Origin of the sequence: Psychrobacter sp. HD31, assembly GCF_051097895.1 — a bacterium.
Lineage (GTDB): Bacteria > Pseudomonadota > Gammaproteobacteria > Pseudomonadales > Moraxellaceae > Psychrobacter.
The window spans coordinates 1,250,109-1,268,306 of the sequence record NZ_CP142525.1; the positions used below are offsets into that span (position 1 = coordinate 1,250,109).

Consider the following 18,198-nt stretch of genomic DNA (forward strand, 5'->3'; position numbering starts at 1 on the left):
ATAGATATTTGATAAACAGCAAAAACGTAAAGGACAACATCATGCAAAAAAATAAACTGTATACCTCAATCAGTGCCACCCTACTTGTCAGCGCTATGCTGTCTGCCCTTACTGCCTGCAGCACTCAAAACACCAATGATACAAACAATACCTCGGCCAATACCAAACCTGTATTGTTAAAAGAAATAGCAACTGCCGATATAGCAATGGGCACGCCGCAGGCTGCACCCTATACATCACGTATTGCACCACCAATCATGCCAGCGCCAATTTACTCAGTACCTAATAATACCGAAAATTATCAAGATACTGAAACCAATCCCGTTCATCGCACCCGTGAGGATGCGATATCTACCTTTAGTATCGATACCGACACTGGCAGCTATGCCAACGTCCGCCGCTTTTTAAATGATGGCACATTACCACCAAGCGATGCCATACGTTATGAGGAGTTAATCAACTATTTTAATTACGGCTTCACAAATGCGGTTCGTAAAAATAACGCACCTTTTAAAGTCAGCTTAGAAACGGTTAAAGCACCTTGGAAAACAACAAATAACATCATTAAAATCGCAATTAAATCGACTGATAATATCTCAGAAAACAGCAAAAAATCTAACGCACTGCCTCCCTCAAATCTAGTATTTCTTGTCGATGTGTCCGGCTCGATGAATAGTAAAGATAAGCTAGACATGGCAAAATCAAGCCTAAAAATGCTTACCAAGCAATTACGTAAGCAAGATACAATCAGCTTAATTACCTATGCTGGTAACACCGAAATTGTGCTACCTGCCACCAATGGCAGTGAGCAAGCTAAAATTTTATCAGCTATCGACCGGTTAAATGCAGGTGGCTCGACCAATGGCGAAGCCGCCATAAAACTTGCCTACCAACAAGCCAAACAAAACTTTAAAAAAGACGGCATTAACCGTATTTTGATGCTAACGGATGGTGACTTTAACGTAGGCGTATCAAACACAGATGAAATGTTAGACATCATCAAGCGTAACCGAGACGACGGCGTATCGCTATCCACCTTTGGTTTTGGTACTGGCAATTATAATGAATACATGATGGAGCAAGTTGCTGACAATGGTAACGGTAACTACAGCTATATCGACAGCGTAAGCGAAGCAAAAAAAGCCTTGATTGATGAGATGAGTGCCACTTTTAACACAATAGCTAAAGACGTAAAAGTACAGGTAGAGTTTAACCCTGCTACCATTAGCGAGTGGCGATTAATTGGTTATGAAAACCGCATTTTAGCCGATGAAGACTTTAACAATGACAAGGTAGATGCAGGTGAATTAGGTGCTGGTAAATCGGTAGTTGCCCTGTTTGAGGTGACACCCGTTGGCAAGCAAGGCTATTTAAACGAAAGCCGTTATCAAGCTACTAATGCTAAAACAACGGATATGTCAAATGAGCTTGGCTATCTAAAAATCCGTTATAAAGCACCGCAAGGATCTTCATCAAAACTGTTAGAGTATCCAATCGTTAATAGTGTTACCACACCAAGTGATGATTTAAGGTTTGCTTTGGCGGTTGCTGGTTATGGACAGTTATTAAAGAATAGTAAATATACGGGCAGCTGGACATATGGCGACGTAACAAACTATGCCAAACAAGGTTATGGTAAAGACCCACTTGGCACACGTCACGAGTTTGTTAAATTGGTAGAGCTTGCCGATGCATTAGAATAACTTTGCATACTTAAGGTTTTACAGTAGGTCGTGTTAGCGAAGCGCTAGCGTAACACGACCTTCACACTTATTTAAAATAAGAATTTAACTCATTCAAAATATAAAGCGTCAAAACTATTTCCTTCTATACGCCTCATTCAGCGTATCAACCACCATATCCATGGTATCGGTATCACCATTACTAGCAACTTTTCTCATCAACTTAGACGGAGCATGCGTTAAGGTTTGGGTTAACTTACGAGTTAGCTCTTCCATCACCAATTCAGTTGATTCATCACTAACCTGTAATTGATGCAGCGCCTCAATAAGCAACTTTTGGGCATGCCTATGTGCTTCTTCTCGGTATGCCTGAATATCACCGCCCACTTGCCTTACCTGAAAACGCCGTTCAATATTCACCACCAGCTGACTCACCATCAACTCAGCATCTACCGCTGCCTGCCGACGTTGTTCAATATTGCCAGAAATCACATGTTGCAAATCATCAATAGAATACAAATAAACTTCATCCAGCTTGTTTACTTTTTCTTCAATATCTCGTGGCACAGCCAAATCTACCAACAACATAGGGCGATAACGACGTTTTTTGACCGCTTTTTTTGCCATTTTAAAATCAATCAACCGCTCCATACTACCACTACAGCTACTGACAATATCTGCTTGTGGTAAATATTCAGCTAATGCAGACAATGGCACAACCTCGATACTGGCGTTTGGATTAATGTTTTTTAAATCGCTTGCTAGCTGATTTGCCCTTTCTGGGTTACGGTTAGCAATAATAATTCGCTTCACACCCAATCCAACAATATGATTGGCAACCAATCGGTTCATTTCACCTGCTGCTACCAATAAAAAAGTACAGTCCGTTAAGTCATCAAAAATTTGTGTGGCAAGTTTTGCTGTCGCAAACCCCAAAGTCACCGCCTGTGTGCCAACTTTGGTATCGTGCCTTACTTGTTTGGCTGCGCCAAATACTTGGTCTATCACCCAATTGAGCTTTTTACTAATACGCCCCTGACTAAGCGACTGAGCAACAGACTGTTTAATTTGCCCCAAAATTTGTGGTTCACCCAAAATCATCGAATCCAAGCCTGCAGCAACCCTTATCCAATGGGTTATTGCCTGTGATTCTTTATGATGATACAAATAAGGGGTGATAGCAGCATGGTCGATTGACTTAAAAGCAGCAAGCCAATGTGTAATTTGCTCAATTAAGCCATTAAGTGACGGTTTATGAGTCGGATGACTTTTTGTTTGAGGATTTTGTGTGTTGTCACTTTCGTCTTCAGGCGCCAATGCATAAATTTCTGTGCGGTTGCAGGTAGACACAATCACGCTACCATGAGTTATGTTGGCTAATTGTTCTAACGCTTTTGGCAATTCTTCAGCAGAAAACGCCAATTGCTCACGCAAAGCAATCGGTGCTGTTTTATGATTAACGCCAATAACTAACAACTTCATGGAGGTTTTATTACCAAAAAATTACTAAGACAAAAGTAGTACCAATGTAAAAACTTGTCATTATAACACTGATAGCATCTTGAATTTTAGATTATTTTATAATCTTGTCAGCCCTCTTTTGCTATTTTATCTACTCTATACAAGCCAAAGAACTTAACAAAACAACTATATACTGACACAACAAACTTATCTATAATTAAAGTAAAATCAGGTTATGTTTGCGATGATACCGCATCATCCAACAAAAGTATGGAACACTCAACAAAAAACAGCCCTAACACATTATTTTTATCTCTTTTACAAATCACAAATAAAAGAGTTAAGTCTGTTTTTGCATTTAAAAAGTCAGTCACTGCTGTATTAACAGCCGCTTGCATTTGCGTAATACTGCCAAACCAAAGCTTTGCAACCGCGGAGCCTACCCTGATGCCATTTACCGGCTTAACCACTCAACCACGCTACAAAAAAACCAGCTTAAACGAGGCAAGCCTTTACCAGTTAATGGATGCAGAATTTGCACTTGATAGAGGTGACATTAAAAAGGCACTCAAAATTTATAAAGAACAGGCCTTTTTAAACAATGCCACCGCTGTTTTTGAGCGCGCTTTAGCACTCTCACTAAAACATGAAGAGATACAAGATTCATTGAGTTTTGTCACCAGCTGGCAGCAAAAAAATCCACAGCATACCCCTGCTGTGTTTTACACCGCTTATTTGGCATTAAAGGCGCATGAATATAAAATCGCGGGCACAACACTTAATAAAATCTTAGAAAATAATCCACAATCTGATTTAAGTGGACTCTTAGAAGGTATCTATCCACAAAACCGAGACGAACAAGAAGTCGTACTCTCAACATTACAACAATTACACATTAAGCATAATCCTTCATTACTGGTAATTCAGGCTGGTTTATTAATGCAGTTTGGCGAATATCAGCTCGCATTAAAAGATATCAATAAAGCCTTACAACAAAGCCCAACCAGTGTCCCCTACATTACTTTAAAAGCAGATATTTTAAAACAGCTTAAAAATCCTAACGCGGTTTTTCAGCATTTGGAGGCGTCAAGAAGCGGGCTAAAAACAAAAAATACCAAAAGCCTATATTTATATGAAATTCGTTATCTACTCGAGTTACAACAAAACCAGCAAGCATGGAACAAGCTATTAGAAGCACATGATAAGTTTTCTGAAGACAATGAGATTACTCTACTGGCTGCGTTAGTAAGTTTAGATATCAAAAAGTATCAAACGGCAAATGGGTTATTAACAAAACTTACCAAAGATCGCGTTTATAAAGACAGAGCAAACTATTACTTAGGCATCAGTGCCGAGCGTCAAAACAATTATAAACAAGCAAGAGACTACTTAAAACAAGTAAAAGAAGAAAACTTAGCACTACAAGCCCAAGAAAAAATAGTGGCAACCCATTTGCTAGAAGATGACCCAGAGATGGCAATCAAAAGTTTAGAGCAGTTTCGCACTAACTATGACATTTTTGCACCTGAAAGCTATCTATTACAGGCAAAAGTTTTAAATGCGCACGGTAAAACCGAACAAACAAAAACTTTGCTCAGTAATGCCCACGATGACTACCCAAACCATGACGACATTACGTTTGCATTTGCCAATACATTAGATAACGACAATGATTATTTTAAAAAATACATTTTGGTAAGCCAGTTGTACGAAACAGATAAAGAAAATCCCAGTTATCAAGTTGCGTTTTCTGAGTTATTGCTCCATAAATCGCCTAACTCAGAGTATGGACTTCAGCTTGCTAAGCAGGTGGTTGCGATCCCTTTTGACGATGAAAAATTTAATAGCGACATTTATATTAAAGGGCTTAATTTGTTAGCAACCTCAGCATATCAGCAAAATGAATACACAAAAGTGATTGACTACTTAGCAGATACTTATGAAGTGCTACCAACACTTAACGCTGCCATGCTATTGTTAAAGTCATATCAAGCCTTAGAGCAGGAAGAACAAGCTGCCGCGCTACTTGCCGACATACAAGCACGTTTTAACATCAATCCGTTAGAAACTCAGGTGGATGATAGTAACTTGATTGGCAACAGTGATGCAGCCAAACAAGACGACATCTCAAGCCGCTAACCTGCTAACTGAAACCAATAGCCAACCTTTAACGAACCATATAAATTATATTTAAACTTTTAAATGAGACAACCATGAAGAAGCACTTAACTATTTTAAAAGCTTTATCTACGCTAGCATTAGCCACAACATTACTGTCTGGTTGCCAAACCATGCATCAACAACCAACAGTCAATCCTATTAATACCAATAAAATGCTTACCCCAAAAAAACTAGCTGCTTTTAATATTGATGGCAAAATTGGCATTGTCAACACAGTCGCAAACCAAGCTGGTAGTGCTTTTTATGTTTGGGCTCAAGAAGATGAAAGATTCACCATCGAGTTGCAAGGTGCTTTAGGTATTGGGTTTACGAGAATCCAATATAATGGTCAAACGGCCACACTAGAAAATGCCGATGTTGGTACAATTGCTGCAGACGACCCAGATGCCCTTTTATTACAAGCAACCGGATGGCAAGCCCCCATCTCTCAGTTGCCTTACTGGATTTCTGGTTCTCCTGCGCCAACGGATAGTAGCCAAGCACTCGACAGCCAGTATCGTTTATTAACTGCCACCAATGGTGACTGGGCTGCAACCTTTAATTATACCGATGACAACAAACTACCAAGGAAAATCATTTCTACAAACACGAATGGTAGTAAAGTTACAATGATTATCAAACACCAACAATAAACGGCAGAAGTGATTGACTCCAAGATGCAAACCACCAACTATATCAACACCTTATCACCCGCCAAACTTAACTTGTTTTTGCACATTACTGGCAAACGCGAAGATGGCTATCACAATTTACAAACACTTTTCCGTTTATTAAATTGGGGCGACAAAATGCAATTTCGGCTAAGTCAGCAAACAATCAATGCTGATGAACCACCTATCAGATTACATTGTGACGTTGATTTAACTGCTAATTTACAAGATAACTTAATCATCAAAGCTGCGTATGCTTTGTTAAAGGACATACCTAACACTCAAAAAAAAACGCTCAATATCGTTGACATACACTTAACTAAAATCATACCAACAGGTGCTGGTTTGGGGGGTGGCTCATCAAATGCTGCAACAACGTTATTGGCATTAAATGACCTATGGCAATTGGGGCTTAGCTCTCAACAACTACAAAAAATTGGGGTAACACTAGGTGCCGATGTGCCCATCTTTATTTATGGGCAAGATGCAATTGCAGAAGGTGTTGGTGATATTTTGAGCCCTATTAAATTGCCTAAGCAACAATTTTTACTGTTAACACCCTTAGCTCATATCTCAACCGCTCAGCTATTTGCACACCCTAAACTTAAAAGAGATATTAAAAAACTGCCCGTTGACGTGTTACAAGAAAATTCACAGGATTTTTTAGATACGTTAAGCTCGTCTTTTTATAATGTCTTTGAACCCGTTGTTTGCCAGCTTAGTACAGAAGTCACCGAAGCGTTAAACTATCTCAAACAATTTGAATCGGTTTGCAAAAGCACCGCAAGGATGACTGGTTCGGGTAGTTGTGTGTTTTTACCAGTTACTAAGCAGACAGAGGATATAAATAGTTGGATAAAACAAGCACCCTGCCCTGCTTTTTTTGTTGAATCTGTATGATTGATTTAATAAGCTGGTAAACAAAATAAAAAAAACTTGCATTCCCAATTTTTTTTAGTATAATTGTTCGCCCATATAGGGGTATCGCCAAGTTGGTAAGGCATCAGGTTTTGATCCTGACATGCGTAGGTTCGAGTCCTGCTACCCCTGCCATTTTATTAATGAGTTTTTTGTTAGTTTTGCCGTTTTAGGCAAGTTTTGGTTTGACAAAACACTCTGTTTTTCGGTATAGTTCGCACTAATATTTGCATACTGAAAAACTGCTCGTTTAAGTGATTTTTCTTAATTAGTCACTGCACCTATTACAGGGGTATCGCCAAGTTGGTAAGGCATCAGGTTTTGATCCTGACATGCGTAGGTTCGAGTCCTGCTACCCCTGCCATTTTCCTTTTTATTTATTTGCACCTATTTAGGCAGTATAAATTTTAACTGCTATTCGCTTTGCATGTTTGCAAAGCTATAGTTGCTTGCAGTTATTCAATTTAAACACCTAAATCCTAAATCAATAGGACTTTTGTCATGTCTTACTTGGCGATTTTTACGGGTAATGCCCATCCTGAACTAGCAAAAACTGTCGCAAACCACCTTCACATTCCTTTAGGAAAAGCAGATGTTAATCGTTTTTCTGATGGTGAAATTGCCGTACAAATTAACGAACACGTGCGTGGTAAAGATGTTTTTTTACTACAACCAACTTGTGCTCCAACCAACGATAACTTGATGGAAGTTTTAGTAATGGCAGATGCCTTACGCCGTTCTAGCGCTGGTCGTATTACCGCCGTTATCCCTTATTTTGGCTATGCACGTCAAGACCGTCGTCCACGCTCAGCTCGTGTACCAATTACTGCAAAAGTGGTTGCCGATATGCTTGGCACAGCAGGTATTGATAGAGTCATGACTGTCGATTTACATGCTGACCAGATTCAGGGCTTTTTTGACGTGCCTGTAGACAACTTATACGGTACTCCAGTATTGCTTGAAGAGCTAAAAAAACAAGGGTATGAGAACCTAATGGTTGTATCACCAGATGTTGGTGGTGTTGTGCGTGCCCGCGCGATGTCAAAAATGCTAGACGATGCCGACTTGGCAATCATCGACAAACGCCGTGCTAAAGCTAACGAATCACAAGTGATGCACATTATTGGTGATGTTAAAGGGCGTGATTGCGTGATTGTGGATGACATGGTAGATACAGCAGGCACACTTTGTAAAGCCGCAGCTGCTATCAAAAACAAAGGCGCAAACCGTGTGGTAGCCTATGTAACACACGCTGTATTATCTGGTAATGCAATCGACAATATTAGCAATTCTGTACTAGATGAGATTGTGGTTACCGATACAATCCCATTAACAGAAGAAGCCAAAGCTTGTAACAAAATTAGACAAGTTACCATTGCACCAATGCTAGCTGAGAGTTTACGACGCATTAATAACGAAGAATCAATCAGTGCAATGTTTGATTAATATTTGCTAGTCAATAAAAATTAGCATATAATACGCACCTGCTATTTTTATGTTAATTTTATTAGCTACTAAAATTAGCTTATACAAAAGTGGGTTGGTCGCAAACCCACTTTTTTATTCATCCATATTTTAAGTTTAAGGACATTACCATGAGTAATTTTGAACTAAACGCCGTAGCGCGTGGCGAAGAGCTGCAGGGCAAAGGTGCGAGCCGCCGCCTGCGTAAGCAAAACCTAATCCCTGCTATTATTTATGGCGGTAACGAAGAGCCAGTTGCGGTTTCTTTAAAAAACAATGAGCTAGTAAAAGCACTAGAAAGTGAAGCTTTCTTCTCTAGCATTATCACCATCACTATTGAAGGTGGTGAAGACGAGCAAGGCATTATTAAAGCCCTACAACGTCACCCTGCTAAAGGCTTCCCAATGCACGCTGACTTCCAACGTATTGTTAAAGGTCAAAAGATTAGCATGAGTGTTCCTGTACGCTTTGAAGGTGAAGAAGAAGCACCAGGTGCTAAAGCTGGCGGTATTTTATCGACACAAGTTGTAGATTTAGACATCAACTGCTTACCATCTCAAATTCCTGAGTTTATTGCAATTGACGTATCAGCGCTAAACATTGGTGATTCTGTACACTTATCAGACATCGCTCTACCAGAAGGTGTTGTACTAGCAGACCTAGAAGCTGGCACAGACCGTACAGTAGCAAACATGACAGCCGCTAAAGAAGAAAAAGTTGAAGATTCTGCAGCAGAAGGCGAAAGTGAAGAAGCTTCTGAAGAAAGTGGCGACGAATAGTCCCCTTTTAATGCAATAGAGAGAACACCATGACCCAGCTAAAACTTATCGTTGGGCTTGGCAATCCAGGCCAGCAATATGCCCAAACAAGGCATAATGCTGGTTTTTGGTTTGTAGAGCAAATAGCAAAACAGTTCAATATCCCCCTATCTGCCGAAAAAAAGTTTTTTGGTTTAACGGGGCGTGGACGAGTTTATGGGCATGATGTTCGCTTGTTATTACCCGAAACTTTTATGAACAAATCTGGGCAATCTGTTGTACCCATGGTTAATTTTTTTAACCTAGACAACAACCAACTATTAATAGCCCATGATGAGTTAGACATACCCGCTGGCAGTATTAAATTAAAAACGGGTGGTGGTCATGGTGGTCATAATGGTTTACGAGATATCGTGCCACATATTGGTAATGACTTTCATCGGTTGCGTGTTGGTATTGGACACCCTGGGCATAAATCTAAAGTAAGTGGGCATGTGTTATCTAAACCTACTAATGATGAACAAATTTCTATTGATAAAGCGTTAGAATGCGCACTTGATAATCTACCCTTACTGTTAGACGGTAATATAGAAAAAGCACGTGCTAACATCAATGGATTCAAGCTCCCTAATGCTTAATGTGTCATCAAACTGTTAAACAACTGAAATGAGTTAAGTTAGCAGGTTACAATACAAGTATTGACAGCTAACCTATTTAACCGCAAAATTTACATTAATTAATATTTTAATTCAGGAAATTAGCTATGCTATTAAACATGCTAAAAGGCAAACTACACCGTGCTAGAGTCACTCATGCAGATTTGCATTATGAAGGTTCTTGCGGCATTGATAGTGACTTATTAGATTTAGCTGGTATTCGTGAAAACGAATCAATTGACATTTATAATGTCAGTAATGGCAAACGCTTCCGTACTTATGCAATCCGTGCAGAAGCTGGCTCTGGTATTATCTCTTTAAATGGTGCTGCTGCCTATCAAGCTGATTTAGGTGATATCGTGATTATTTGTGCCTATGTTAATATGACAGAAGAAGAAGCAGATGCTCATAAGCCAAAATTGGTTTATTGCAATGAAGACAACACAGTTAAAGATACCGCTAACATCATCCCAGTTCAGGTTAAGTAACTTTAGCATCTATTAAGTCTCATTTTTTAGGGTGCATTTTATGCACCTTTTTATTATATGAGTTGTTATATAAAATTAACTATATTCATAGTAAACAACGAAGAATATAAATAACTTAAGAGTTTTAATCATGTCATTAGCTATCGCCATTGTTGCCGTTATTATTGGTCTTGCTGTTTTAGTTTGGAGCGCCGATACTTTTATTGACGGTGCAACCAACCTAGCCGTTAAGCTAAATATGCCCAGCTTTTTAATTGGTGTTATTATTTTGGGGGTTGGTACATCTGCGCCAGAAATGGTGGTATCTGCGCTGTCTGCACTTGATGGCAGTCCTGGCATTGCTTTAGGTAACGCATTTGGTTCAAATATCATGAACATTGCCTTGGTACTGGGCATGGCAGCTATTATTAGCCCAATTGCGATTAAAGCCAACGTAATTAAACAAGGCATGATGTTTTTGATAGCAGCAACTGCCTTAGTCGCCTTTCAATTATCGGATGGTAAACTAACGTTAACCGAAGGCATCATCATGCTAGTCGCACTCGCTATTGTGTTGTTTGCACAAATCGTTTTAAGTCTCAAAGGTCGGCAATCCGATGATATCCCGCATGAAAATGAAGGTATTAACACCCGTAAAGCCATTTTCTCGCTCATTGTTGGGTTGGTACTGTTAGTTTTAAGCTCTCGTGTGATTGTTTTTGGTGCCGTTGAATTAGCAAAACTTTGGGGGCTTAGTGAACTACTAATTGGGCTGACGATTGTTGCGATAGGTACGTCGCTACCAGAGCTGGTTGCCTCTATTGTTGCTGCACGCCGCGGCGAATCAGATATGGCGTTAGGCAATATTGTTGGGTCTAACCTTTTTAATACCCTAGGCGTGGTTGGTTTGGCTGCTATTATCTCGCCAATGAATGTAGAAGCCTCTATTTTAAATAGAGATATGCTGATGGTGGGTATTATGACCACCATGTTATTTATTTTATCTTTAGTTGCACTAAGACAAAAAAGCAGTTTGTACCGTATGGCAGGTATTATTTTACTAACCACCTTTGTTATTTATACTTTTTGGCTTATCCAAACTGCAACCATATAAATCAGCCCCTTCATATCTTGGTTAGTTTGTCAGTCAGTCTTCGTTTAATAAAAACCAACGCGTTAATTTTTATCCGTTGGTTTTTATTAACTTGAATTTCTTCTTTTTGCCCCAACTTAATTGTAAAATAGCTTTACAATGGCTAACTTGCCATTGTGTTACATGCTATTATGTTACTTTGTAATAAATAAATTTTTATAAAAAAACATCATTTGAGCTTAAAGCTTTCTAATATTGAGTTACATTTTTTATGTAGGTTTTGTTAAATATTTAAATCGGTAACTTGAAATATTTAACAGAATTTATATATTCTTTTTAAATTCTTATTTTAATAAATCACATAGGATATTTTTATGGATACTGCATTAATGCTATCAGGTATCGTTGGGTTAGGTATTGCTGCTCAATGGTTAGCTTGGTACCTCAAGCAACCATCCATTCTGTTTCTCTTATTAACTGGTATTATCATTGGGCCAGTTCTAGGCTATCTAAATCCCAATGAAATGCTTGGCGACTTGTTGTTCCCATTCATTTCTCTTGGGGTCGCTGTTATCTTATTTGAGGGTTCACTAACCCTTGAGTTTGAGGAAATCAAACAACACGGTACAGTGGTACAAAAACTCGTCACCTTAGGTGTGGTCATTACCATTGGTATTGTGGCGTTATCTACCTATTTTTTATTTGATGTAGACCCCTTAATTGCCTTACTTTTTGGTGCACTGGTTTGTGTGACAGGACCTACCGTAATTATTCCCCTATTACGTAGTGTTCGCCCAAATAAGACTATTTCCAATATCTTAAAGTGGGAAGGTATTATCATCGATCCAATTGGTGCAATTGCGGTGGTTTTAGTTTATGAATACATTATCTCTGAAGGCAAGGCTAATGGCCTCCTTATTTTTGGTGAAATTGTAGCACTTGGTTTAATACTTGGTATGTTTGGTGCCTGGGTTCTTGCATCACTCATCAAACGTCATATGTTACCTGAATACTTAATTAACGTATTTACACTTGCCTTTGTTTTGTTGTTATTTTCTGCATCAAACCATATTGAACATGAATCAGGCTTATTAACCGTAACCGTTATGGGAGTCGCTTTAGCTAACTGGAAAGACTTCCCTAAAGATCATATTTTAGAATTTAATGAGTCATTAACCGTATTACTTATTTCTGTTTTATTTATTGTACTCGCCGCCCGTGTTGAGCTAGAAAGCTTATTTAACGTTGGTATAACCGGTTTAGTACTGCTTGGCATTGTCATGTTTATTGCTCGTCCACTGGCTGTATGGGCATCATCGCTTGGCTCTTCACTCAAGCTTCAAGAAAAACTGATGATTAGTTGGATTGGACCACGTGGTATTGTTGCTGCGGCAATCTCTTCTTTATTTGCAATTAAACTGCAAGAATACAACATTAAAGGCGTTGAGCTACTTGTACCCTTAGTATTTATGGTTATTATTGGTACAGTTATGATTCAAGGCTTAGGGGCAAAAGTCGTTGCGCGCATCTTAGGTGTCAGGGAACCAGCCAGCACTGGTGTCTTATTTATCGGTTCTAACCCGGTGGCATTAAAAATTGCAAAGTCGCTTAAAGACCAAGGTTTTGAAGTCATTGTTGCCGACTCAGTGTATACCAATATTGCTAAAGCTCGTATGAAAGGTCTACGCACCTATTATGGTAACCCAGTTTCTGAACATGCCGAATCGCATTTAGACTTAATTGGCATTGGTAATCTTTTTGCCGTACATGTAGATAGAGAGCTTAACATGTTAGCTGAACTGCATTACAGACATGAGTTTGGAGATAAAAATATTTTTAGATTGAAGCTTAAAAAAGAAGTACAACATACGGATAACAACAAGTCTTTGTTTAATTCTCATTGGCTATTTGGCGAAAACGTCACCTATGCAAAGCTTGCCAGTATGGTTTCTAAAAAGGCACGTATTAAAATCACTAATATTACCGACAACTACACTTATGATCATTACAAAGCGGATAACAATCAATATGTGCCACTATACACTATAGATAAAGACAATATCCTACATGTAATAACCAACGAGTTTGATGGTAAAATACCAGCAGGTCGAAAACTAGTTTCTTTAGTGCTTGACGAAGAACAATTAAAAGAAGACAAAAGTGATAGCACATCTAACATTGCTTTTACCTAATTAAGGGTAAGCCTTTTAATTAAATAAGATAAGCAAGCTAGTAACAGGCGATATTTATATTTAAATATCGCCTGTTTTTTTATGGATACAAATAATTGGAGCACAGTCATAACGTTAGCAAAACAAAATAAACGTGATACAAGAATGACGAGATTCTTTCATTTGCACTCTTTTTAGGCAAATAAACAGATAAGTTGTTAAGTAGATACCCAAACATAATTAATGTATAGCAAGTTTTGTACTTTAGTACCTATCTTTTATAACAGACAAAAAAACCGAGCTTATATATAAGCTCGGTTTTTGTTTTAAAGAATAATGTTAGCTAGTGAACTAAATTACTCTGGTTTAGTTTCTTGATTAGCTGAATTATCAGATGTTTCTTGCTTTAACTGCTCTGCAAATGCCTCATCAAACTCTGCCGCAAATGCGTCAGCATCAGCTTCAGAACCACTCATAGTAGAGCCAAACATTGCATCAAGGTCTGTTGTTGCCATTGGTGCTTGCTCTGGCTGGTTCTTACGGCTTTGATGATACGCTAAGCCTGTACCAGCAGGAATCAATCGACCGACAACCACGTTTTCTTTAAGACCACGCAAGGCATCCACTTTACCTTCTACCGCAGCAGCAGTTAGTACACGAGTTGTTTCTTGGAATGATGCAGCCGAGATAAAGCTTTCTGTTGCCAAGCTTGCTTTGGTAATACCAAGCAACTGACGATCAAACTTAACTTCAAACTTATCTTCTGCTCTAAGTTTTTCATTTAATTCAACCACAGTCGCATATTCTGCTTGGTCACCTTTAAAGTAGCTAGAGTCACCACCATCAGTGATTTCAACCTTACGCAACATTTGACGAATAATAACTTCAATGTGCTTATCGTTAATTTTAACACCTTGCAGACGATATACATCTTGCACTTCATTCACAATATAGTTTGCCAGTGCTGTTTCACCTTGTAAGCGTAAAATGTCATGTGGGTTCATCGGACCATCGGCAATAATTTCACCTCTTGCAACCGTTTCACCTTCAAACACGTTGATTTGACGCCATTTAGGGATTAGCTCTTCATGACTTTCGCCATCTTCATTGGTAATCACAAAACGATTTTTGCCTTTTGTTTCTTTACCAAAGCTTACTGTACCAGTCATTTCTGCCATAATCGCATGGTCTTTTGGCTTACGTGCTTCAAATAAGTCAGCAACACGTGGCAAACCACCGGTAATATCTTTAGTACCAGAAGAGGCTTGTGGCACACGTCCTAACGTAGAACCTTGGGTCACTTCTTCGCCTTCAGTAACACGTAATACGGTTTCTGGTGGCAAGAAGTAAACAACTTCTTTACCTTCATCTGTATCAAGGATAATCGATGGACGTAAGTCTTTTGCTGTTGTTGGACGATCTTTAACAGCCAAGATCTCAAACGAGCTCATACCTGTTGATTCATCAACCTTAACCGTTGCTGTTACCCCATCAGTTACATCACTGAAACGGGCTTTACCAGTAAATTCGGTAATGATTGGGTGGGTATGTGGATCCCACTTAGCAATTGTTTGACCACCGTCAACCTGATCACCATCTTTAACAGATACTTTAGAACCGTAAGGTACTTTATAACGCTCACGCTCACGTCCCATCTCATCTCTTACACCAATTTCGGCAGAACGAGATACAACAACTAAGTAGCCATCAACATGTTCAACTGTTTTAATGTTGTGGAAACCAATAGTACCTGCATTACTAACAGAAATGCTGTTATCAACCGCAGCAGAACTTGCTGTACCACCAACGTGGAAAGTACGCATGGTTAACTGTGTACCTGGTTCACCAATTGATTGCGCTGCCATAACACCAACAGACTCACCAATATTAACACTGTGACCACGTGCCAAGTCACGACCATAACACTTAGAACATACCCCATGTTTTACTTTACAAGTAATAACTGAGCGTACCCAAACTTCATCAACACCGTTGTCATCAAGCAAGTTAACCGATTGCTCATCAAGTAACTCACCTGCTGGTACAATAATTTCACCATCTTTATTTGTAACATCTTTAGCAGTTACACGACCAAGTACTCGGTCACTTAATTTTTCGATGATGTCGCCACCTTCAATATGCGGCGTCATTAACACACCATGGTCTGTACCACAGTCATCTTCTGTAATAACTAAATCTTGTGCCACATCAACCAAACGACGGGTTAGATAACCAGAGTTTGCTGTTTTAAGTGCCGTATCAGCAAGACCTTTACGCGCACCGTGAGTAGAGATAAAGTACTGAAGTACTGTCAAACCTTCACGGAAGTTTGCTTTAATTGGCGTTTCAATAATAGAACCATCTGGTTTAGCCATCAAACCACGCATACCTGCAAGCTGACGAATCTGTGCCGCACTACCACGAGCACCAGAGTCCGACATGATATAGATTGAGTTAAACGACTTTTGTTCTTCTTCAACGCCATCTGCATTGATAACGGTATCCGTTGCTAGGTTATCCATCATCGCATTAGCAACTTTATCGTTAGTACGTGACCAGATATCAACAACTTTGTTATAACGCTCACCTGCAGTTACAAAACCTTCAGCAAACTGTTGTTCGATTTCTCGAACTTCTGCATCCGCAGCTTTAACAATTTCTGCCTTATTTGGTGGTATAACCATGTCTTCCATACCAATAGATACACCTGATAGTGTTGCTTGAGCAAAACCTAAATACATCAAGTGGTCAGCAAAAAGTACGGTATCTTTGACTTCCATTTTACGGTAGCAAGAGTTCAGCAATCCTGAAATGTTCTTTTTAGTCATTTCTTTGTTGCACTCTTCAAATGCCATACCTTTTGGCATGATGTTCCAGATAAGCAAACGTCCTGCTACAGTTTCTTTTAAGCTGGTTTGCTTAGTCGCATTGCCTTCTTCATCAAAGCTGGTTTCAGTCACACGCACTTTAACTTTTGCGTTCACACTTAAATCACCGTTGCCCAAAGCACGCATGGCTTCATCAACGTTTGTGAAGGTCATGCCCTCACCTTTTGCATTTATGTTTGAACGGCTGATGTAGTACAAACCTAGTACAACGTCTTGCGATGGCACAATAATCGGCTCACCATTAGCTGGCGATAAGATATTGTTGGTTGACATCATCAAGGTACGTGCTTCTAACTGCGCTTCTAGTGTCAGTGGTACGTGTACCGCCATCTGGTCACCATCAAAGTCGGCGTTAAATGCCGCACAAACCAATGGGTGTAGCTGAATGGCTTTACCTTCAATCAATACTGGTTCAAACGCTTGCAGACCCAAACGGTGAAGCGTTGGCGCACGGTTAAGCATCACTGGATGTTCACGGATAACCATTGCCAGCATATCCCAAACTTGTGGTTCTTCACGCTCAACCATCTTTTTAGCTTGTTTAATGGTGGTTGCCATACCATGCGAAAGTAACTTAGCATAAGTGAATGGCTTGAACAGTTCTAATGCCATTTTCTTAGGCAAGCCACACTGGTGCAAACGTAGTGTAGGACCAACAACAATTACCGAACGACCAGAGTAATCAACACGTTTACCAAGTAAGTTTTGGCGGAAACGACCCTGCTTACCTTTAATCATGTCAGCAAGTGATTTCAATGGACGACGGTTACTACCAGTAATCGCACGACCACGACGACCGTTATCTAATAAAGCATCTACCGACTCTTGCAACATACGTTTTTCGTTACGTACAATAATGTCTGGCGCATTAAGCTCTAATAAACGTTTCAAACGGTTATTACGGTTAATCACACGACGATATAAATCGTTTAGATCAGACGTCGCAAAGCGACCACCTTCAAGTGGCACAAGTGGGCGTAAATCAGGTGGTAACACAGGTAATACTTCCATTACCATCCACTCTGGTTTATTGTTTGAATCACGGAATGACTCAAGCAACTTTAAACGCTTAGACATTTTCTTCAGCTTAGTTTCTGAATTTGTGTTCGGAATCTCTTCACGTAACAAATCAATTTCAGTATCTAAATCAATGTCTTTTAACAGGTCTTGAACTGCTTCAGCACCCATTTTGGCTGTAAATTCATCACCAAACTCTTCTAGGGCTTTATAGTAGTCTTCATCATCTAATAGCTGATATTTTTCAAGGCTGGTTAAACCAGGGTCTGTCACAATATAGCTTTCAAAATATAATACACGCTCAATATCACGCAATGTGGTATCTAACAATAGACCAATACGGCTCGGCAATGATTTTAAAAACCAAATGTGTGCAACTGGGCTTGCTAAGTCGATGTGACCCATACGATCACGACGGACTTTAGCTGTGGTCACTTCAACACCACATTTTTCACAAATCACACCTTGGAACTTACGACGCTTATATTTACCACATAAGCATTCAAAGTCTTTTACTGGTCCAAAAATTTTGGCACAAAAAAGACCATCACGTTCTGGTTTAAAGGTACGATAGTTAATAGTTTCAGGCTTTTTAACCTCACCATGAGACCATGATCTGATGGTATCAGGTGATGATAAAGAAATCTGAATGCTGTCAAATTCACGGCTGCCAGAGTCGGCAGGGCTTTTCATAATATCTAATAAATCTTTCAAGCTTCTTCTCCGTTATCTTTTTTTTGCTTTGTTTTTGTCATAAATACAAACAAAGCTCATTCTGTTAAGTGGTTAGGT

Annotated in this window: 11 protein-coding genes, 2 tRNA genes and 1 pseudogene; 12 read left to right on the top strand and 2 right to left on the bottom strand. The window is 39.3% G+C overall.

Annotated elements, in window-relative coordinates:
• The first annotated feature begins 41 nt into the window (after positions 1-41).
• Entirely contained in the window at positions 42-1,703 is a 1,662-nt protein-coding gene (locus VH441_RS05470; RefSeq protein WP_434352660.1) for a vWA domain-containing protein, read from the top strand.
• Between the two features lie 114 nt (positions 1,704-1,817).
• Here the strand turns inward: VH441_RS05470 and hemA are convergent, their stop codons facing one another.
• Positions 1,818-3,164, bottom strand: a complete 1,347-nt coding sequence (gene hemA / locus VH441_RS05475) for a glutamyl-tRNA reductase (protein ID WP_434352661.1) — start codon at positions 3,162-3,164, stop codon at positions 1,818-1,820.
• 249 nt (positions 3,165-3,413) lie between these two features.
• Here hemA and VH441_RS05480 point away from each other — a divergent pair, with 249 nt between their 5' ends.
• From VH441_RS05480 to VH441_RS05530, 11 genes and pseudogenes are all read left to right on the top strand, one after another.
• Entirely contained in the window at positions 3,414-5,282 is a 1,869-nt protein-coding gene (locus VH441_RS05480; protein WP_434352662.1) for a tetratricopeptide repeat protein, read from the top strand.
• Positions 5,283-5,356: 74 nt separating this feature from the next.
• Entirely contained in the window at positions 5,357-5,956 is a 600-nt protein-coding gene (gene lolB, locus VH441_RS05485) for a lipoprotein insertase outer membrane protein LolB (protein WP_434352663.1), read from the top strand.
• Between the two features lie 24 nt (positions 5,957-5,980).
• Positions 5,981-6,874: a 4-(cytidine 5'-diphospho)-2-C-methyl-D-erythritol kinase gene (ispE, locus tag VH441_RS05490; RefSeq protein WP_434352664.1), complete on the top strand. Its 894-nt coding sequence runs from the start codon at positions 5,981-5,983 to the stop codon at positions 6,872-6,874.
• A gap of 77 nt (positions 6,875-6,951) precedes the next feature.
• Positions 6,952-7,027, top strand: a tRNA-Gln gene (locus VH441_RS05495).
• A 153-nt stretch (positions 7,028-7,180) separates the two neighbouring features.
• Positions 7,181-7,256, top strand: a tRNA-Gln gene (locus VH441_RS05500).
• A 137-nt stretch (positions 7,257-7,393) separates the two neighbouring features.
• Positions 7,394-8,338 carry a ribose-phosphate pyrophosphokinase gene (locus VH441_RS05505; protein ID WP_434352665.1) on the top strand — a complete coding sequence of 315 codons (945 nt, stop codon included), beginning with the start codon at positions 7,394-7,396 and terminating at the stop codon, positions 8,336-8,338.
• Between the two features lie 149 nt (positions 8,339-8,487).
• A complete protein-coding gene (locus tag VH441_RS05510) occupies positions 8,488-9,135 on the top strand; it encodes a 50S ribosomal protein L25/general stress protein Ctc (RefSeq protein ID WP_434352666.1) in 648 nt (215 codons plus the stop codon).
• Positions 9,136-9,164: 29 nt separating this feature from the next.
• A complete protein-coding gene (pth, locus tag VH441_RS05515) occupies positions 9,165-9,752 on the top strand; it encodes an aminoacyl-tRNA hydrolase (protein ID WP_434352667.1) in 588 nt (195 codons plus the stop codon).
• Between the two features lie 125 nt (positions 9,753-9,877).
• A complete protein-coding gene (gene panD / locus VH441_RS05520; protein ID WP_434352668.1) occupies positions 9,878-10,258 on the top strand; it encodes an aspartate 1-decarboxylase in 381 nt (126 codons plus the stop codon).
• Positions 10,259-10,388: 130 nt separating this feature from the next.
• Positions 10,389-11,351, top strand: a complete 963-nt coding sequence (locus VH441_RS05525; RefSeq protein ID WP_434352669.1) for a calcium/sodium antiporter — start codon at positions 10,389-10,391, stop codon at positions 11,349-11,351.
• A gap of 353 nt (positions 11,352-11,704) precedes the next feature.
• Positions 11,705-13,471, top strand: a pseudogene (locus VH441_RS05530) (cation:proton antiporter); the annotation flags it as partial.
• Positions 13,472-13,857: 386 nt separating this feature from the next.
• Here VH441_RS05530 and rpoC read toward each other — a convergent pair.
• Positions 13,858-18,120: a DNA-directed RNA polymerase subunit beta' gene (gene rpoC, locus VH441_RS05535; RefSeq protein WP_434352670.1), complete on the bottom strand. Its 4,263-nt coding sequence runs from the start codon at positions 18,118-18,120 to the stop codon at positions 13,858-13,860.
• Positions 18,121-18,198 lie beyond the last annotated feature (78 nt).

Bases quoted from the DNA above. Each gene is read 5' to 3' on its own strand.
- VH441_RS05470 (WP_434352660.1), top strand. From the start codon at position 42: ATGCAAAAAAATAAACTGTATACCTCAATCAGTGCCACCCTACTTGTC.
- hemA (WP_434352661.1), bottom strand. From the start codon at position 3,164: ATGAAGTTGTTAGTTATTGGCGTTAATCATAAAACAGCACCGATTGCT.
- VH441_RS05480 (WP_434352662.1), top strand. From the start codon at position 3,414: ATGGAACACTCAACAAAAAACAGCCCTAACACATTATTTTTATCTCTT.
- lolB (WP_434352663.1), top strand. From the start codon at position 5,357: ATGAAGAAGCACTTAACTATTTTAAAAGCTTTATCTACGCTAGCATTA.
- ispE (WP_434352664.1), top strand. From the start codon at position 5,981: ATGCAAACCACCAACTATATCAACACCTTATCACCCGCCAAACTTAAC.
- VH441_RS05505 (WP_434352665.1), top strand. From the start codon at position 7,394: ATGTCTTACTTGGCGATTTTTACGGGTAATGCCCATCCTGAACTAGCA.
- VH441_RS05510 (WP_434352666.1), top strand. From the start codon at position 8,488: ATGAGTAATTTTGAACTAAACGCCGTAGCGCGTGGCGAAGAGCTGCAG.
- pth (WP_434352667.1), top strand. From the start codon at position 9,165: ATGACCCAGCTAAAACTTATCGTTGGGCTTGGCAATCCAGGCCAGCAA.
- panD (WP_434352668.1), top strand. From the start codon at position 9,878: ATGCTATTAAACATGCTAAAAGGCAAACTACACCGTGCTAGAGTCACT.
- VH441_RS05525 (WP_434352669.1), top strand. From the start codon at position 10,389: ATGTCATTAGCTATCGCCATTGTTGCCGTTATTATTGGTCTTGCTGTT.